This is a genomic window from Frankia sp. CcCS3, from assembly GCF_977927575.1.
Genome location: NZ_CDWRCL010000276.1, coordinates 1 through 4,706 on the forward strand (window position 1 = coordinate 1; position 4,706 = coordinate 4,706).

Consider the following 4,706-nt stretch of genomic DNA (forward strand, 5'->3'; position numbering starts at 1 on the left):
AGCGCCGGGAGCGCCGGCGTCCGGAGGAGGTCGTCCCGCGCGGCGCGGCTCCCGGCGGGCGGGCCGGCGCGGCGGCGCAACTCGGACCACTCGGACCACCCTGGCCACTCTGACCACCGCCGGGGCGACCCTCGTGGTGAGCGGCATCCTGGCTCTGGTGAACGCGGGCGCCGCGCAGGCCGGTGGAGCGACCTGGGCGAACTGCCCGGGCGGGCAGGCGACGGAGGTTGGTGTGCCGGCGGCGGCCGGAGAGCCGAACAGACCCGCGACGTATCTCGACGCCGGTTTCTACGTCCATGTCGCCTCGTTGTGGCCGCCGGCCACGGCATCGCTGTGCCGGACCGGTCCAGGCCGGGGTGAGGAGGCCGGCGAGCCGATCTTCAGGTTCGGGCACCTGGGCTGCCCCGGCGGCGACGCGACCTTCGGCGTGCGCAGGCCCGCGATGCTGGGCCGGGCGAGCGCCGACGTCCCGTCGGCGACCTGGGGAACCTACCTGCCGGCCGGCTGGTACAGCCTGGACGATCTGAGTGACCCATCGTGGACGTCGGTTTGCTGGTCGTCCAGGAGACGCTGACCGATCCCGGCCGGCGAAGCGCCGATTCCGGGCGAAGCGCCGATTCCGGTCAACCGGATTGACCGGATTAACCGGAATCGGCGCGGGAGGGCTGGACGATCAGTAGCGGTAGTGGTCGGCCTTGTACGGACCCTCGACGGGCACGCCGATGTAGTCCGCCTGCTGCTTGGTCAGCTGGGTGAGCTTCACGCCCAGCGCGTCGAGGTGCAGCCGGGCGACCTTCTCGTCGAGGTGCTTGGGTAGCACGTACACCCCGAGGGGGTAGTTTTCGGTCTTCGTGAACAGCTCGATCTGCGCGATCACCTGGTTGGTGAAGCTGTTCGACATCACGAAGCTCGGATGCCCGGTAGCGCAACCGAGGTTCATCAGCCGGCCCTCGGCCAGCACGATGATCGAGTGGCCGTCCGGGAACACCCACTCGTCGACCTGCGGCTTGATGTTGATCTTCTTGATGCCGGGGGTCCTGGCCAGGCCGGCCATGTCGATCTCGTTGTCGAAGTGCCCGATGTTCGACACGATCGCCTGGTGCTTCATCGCCGCCATGTGCTCGGCGTGGATGATGTTGAAGTTGCCGGTCGTGGTGACGAAGATGTCCGCCGTCGCGACGACGTCCTCCAGGGTGGTGACCTGGAAACCATCCATCGCGGCCTGCAGGGCGCAGATCGGGTCGATCTCGGTGACGATCACCCGGGCTCCCTGGCCGCGCAGCGCGTCCGCGCAGCCCTTGCCGACGTCACCGTAGCCGCACACCACGGCGACCTTGCCGCCGATGAGCACGTCGGTGGCGCGGTTGAGACCGTCGATGACGGAGTGGCGGCAGCCGTACTTGTTGTCGAACTTCGACTTCGTCACCGAGTCGTTGACGTTGATCGCCGGGAATGCCAGCGTGCCGGCCTTCGCCATCTCATAGAGACGGTGCACGCCGGTCGTGGTCTCCTCGGTGACGCCCTTGATGTTCTTCGCGGTCTCGGTCCACCGGCCCGGCTTCTCCGCGATGGTGCGGCGCAGGGTCTCCAGGACGATCGCGTACTCCTCGCCGTCCGCGGTGTCCGTCGCGGGGACCGCGCCGGCCGCCTCGAACTGGGCGCCCTTGTGGACGAGCAGGGTCGCGTCGCCGCCGTCGTCGAGGATCATGTTCGGGGTGCCGCCGCCCGGCCAGGCCAGCGCCTGGTCCGTGCACCACCAGTACTCCTCGAGGGTCTCGCCCTTCCAGGCGAAGACCGGCACGCCCCGCGGGTCGTCCTTGCTGCCGTTCGGCCCGACGACGACGGCGGCGGCCGCGTGGTCCTGGGTGGAGAAGATGTTGCAGGAGACCCAACGGACGTCGGCGCCGAGCGATACCAAGGTCTCGATCAGCACCGCGGTCTGAATTGTCATGTGCAGGGAGCCCATAATGCGGGCGCCCCTGAGGGGCTGGCTGGCCGCGTATTCCGCCCGGGTGGCCATGAGGCCGGGCATCTCGTGCTCGGCAAGCCGGATCTCCTTGCGGCCGAACTCGGCCAGTGCGAGATCCGCGACCTTGAACTCGAAACTCATGCCCTCTCCTTCGACGCTCGGGCGGCTGCCGAGCCTATACGGCGGATGTCTCGTCCTGGTTTCCACCCGCCATCGGCTGTGGCCGTGATGCGCCGGCCTTGGAACGGGTTTCTTGAGCGTCCCACATGTCGCCGCGTTGACGAAGACCCGGTCCGGTCCTGTCGCCGACCGCCGGACCCGGGTCGGCCTGGCGTGGCTGGTGCACCCAGCCGCGCTCGTCCGCCCAGATCAACAGGGGTGGGAGGACGACCAGCGCGGACAGCAGGGCGACGGCGACGTTGAGGGCAACCAGCAGACCGAAGTCGCGCAGCAGCGGCAGGGAGCTGAAGGCCAGGACGGCGACCCCGATCACGGCGGCGAGCGCGGAGACCACGAAGGCGCGTCCGGTGCGGGCCGCGGTCTGGTCGACGGCCTCCTTCGGCGTCAGGCCGCGTCGACGCTCCGCCAGGTGGCGAAGCACGAGCAGGGTGGTGAACTCGCTGCCCAGCGCGATGACGAGCGGGCCGCCGACCGCGGTGAGCGGGCTGAGGTCGACGCCGGCCAGCCAGGCGATCATGGAGCTGAGCCCGACCGCGATCAGCACCGGCACCAGCGACAGGACCGCCCGGACGATGCTGCGGTGCCAGACCAGCAGCATGAGCAGGACGCCGACCAGCGCGAAGTAGGTCAGCTGGGTCCGGTTCTTCGTGAAGTTCTCCAGCAGCCCGGTGCCGACCACGGCGAGGCCCGACGGGGTGGCGCGTACCCCTTGCGGCGGATGGACCGTGTCCCGGATGTCGTCGACGATCGCGGCCCGCCGTTCCAACGAGCCCGATCCGGTGCGGAAGACGAGGTTGAGCGCGTTGTGGGCCAGGTTCACCGTGGCGCGCTGGATGTCAGGCGGCGCCGCGGCGTAGCCGAGCCGGATGTCCTGACCCGTCGGCAGGACGACCGTCGTGTTCGGCACCTCCATCATGAAGCTGATGGTCGTGACGAGGCTCGACGCGGTCAGCAGGTCGGCCGGGTCCTTCGCGAGCCGGGTGTTCGCGAACTCGGCGAGGAAGGAGACGGTGGCGTCGTCGAAGACGTTCGGCGACTGGACGTAAATGCCCAGCTCGCTGGCGGATCCGGTGCTCGCGCGCAGCGTGTTGATGTTCTTGATGACCTGACTCTGCTGGTCGACCCATTTCTCCGGATCGGTCTGGATCTTCAGCGTGCCGTCGGTGACGATCCCGACGGCGAAGACCGCGACGGACACGACGGCGAGCGGGACCGCGGTGATCCGTGGCAGGGATCCCAGGGTGATCACCATCCGACCCAGCGGGCCGTGGGTGTAGTCCTTCGGGGGGTCGGCCGGCGACGTTCCCGCAGGCCCAACGAGGCGGTGAGAAGCAGGATCGTGGCGATGACGATCACCGGCAGGCCCAGGGCGAGCAGCGTGCCGAAGTCCCGGATCATCGGGACGTCGCTGAACTCCAGCGCGAGGAAGGACAGCACCGCGGCGACGGTGGCGGCGCTCAGCGCGGGCAGCAGCCCGGCCAGGGCCGCGATGACGGGATGGCCGGCCCGGGCCAGCTGGGCCTCCTCCTCCACCCGGCTGTGGAGCTGGACGGCGAAGTCGATGCCGACGCCGAGCAGCACCGGCAGACCGGAGATGGTCACTACCGACAGTGGGATGCCCGCGTAGCCGGCGAGGCCGAACGCCCAGATGAGGCCGACGGCGACGACGCCGAGTGGGAGCAGCCGCCAGCGCACCGCGAAGGCGACGAGCAGCAGGCCGGCCATCAGCGCCAGGGAGATGCCCCCGAGGGTGGCGAACCCGCCGCGCAGGTAGTCGTTGAGGTCGCGGAGCAGCGCGGGCGCCCCGGTCGACGTTGTCGTCGCATTATCGAATATGCGTTCGGATACGGCCTTCTCGACCAGGGTCGCGGCCTGGCCCTCGGTCGTGAGGGAGGCGTTGCCCCGCAGTCGGGTGACCATCTGGCTGGTGGATTCGGTCGGGAAGAATGGCTTGATCGACTTGCGGATGGCACCCGTGTTGTCGCGGAGCAGGAAGGAGACCCATGCCGGGTTGTCGTAGACCCGCTCGGCTACCGGGATCGCCTGCATCCGCTGCAGGGTCGTGATGGAGTCGGCGAGGCGCCGCTGGGCGGAGGCCGGATCCGGGTCGCGGCGCTGGGCGCCGAGCAGGATCTTCCCGGCGGGGCTGTTGACGGGATTGCCGTCCGGGCTCGTGACCAGGTTGTTCGTGAACTCCAGCGCCGCGAGCGGGGTGATCACCGATTCGATCCGGTCATCGGCGTCGAGGCTGGCCTGCAACTCCCGGAACTGGCTGATGTCGCGCTTGGTGAACAGGTCCTCGAGTCGTTCGCCCTTGTCCAGGGCGAACAGCGTGACCATCGCCTGGCCGCCGAAGATGGACTGGTAGGCGACGTTGTCCCGGGCGACCTGGGAGTCGGGGTTCAGATAGTTGTCCTGGCCGGTGGTGAACTCCAGCCGGGTGGTTCCGAACCCCAGGGCGGCGGTGACGAGCAGCACCACGACGGCGACGATGCCCGAGCGCCGACTGACCATACGGACGAGTGCCACCGATGGATCTGTCGCTGATCTTGTGATC

Annotated in this window: 2 protein-coding genes and 1 pseudogene; 1 reads left to right on the forward strand and 2 read right to left on the reverse strand. The window is 69.1% G+C overall.

Going from position 1 to position 4,706, the window contains the following annotated elements; all coding sequences use genetic code 11:
- On the forward strand, positions 1-574 hold a 574-nt coding region (locus AC08OQ_RS17745), incomplete at its 5' end, for a hypothetical protein (RefSeq protein ID WP_476612223.1).
- A 99-nt stretch (positions 575-673) separates the two neighbouring features.
- Here AC08OQ_RS17745 and ahcY read toward each other — a convergent pair.
- Positions 674-2,110: an adenosylhomocysteinase gene (gene ahcY, locus AC08OQ_RS17750; protein ID WP_476602098.1), complete on the reverse strand. Its 1,437-nt coding sequence runs from the start codon at positions 2,108-2,110 to the stop codon at positions 674-676.
- Between the two features lie 34 nt (positions 2,111-2,144).
- Positions 2,145-4,663, reverse strand: a pseudogene (locus AC08OQ_RS17755) (efflux RND transporter permease subunit).
- Between the last annotated feature and the right edge of the window lie 43 nt (positions 4,664-4,706).

Coding starts and splice junctions, on each gene's coding strand:
- ahcY (WP_476602098.1), bottom strand. CDS start 2,110: ATGAGTTTCGAGTTCAAGGTCGCGGATCTCGCACTGGCCGAGTTCGGC.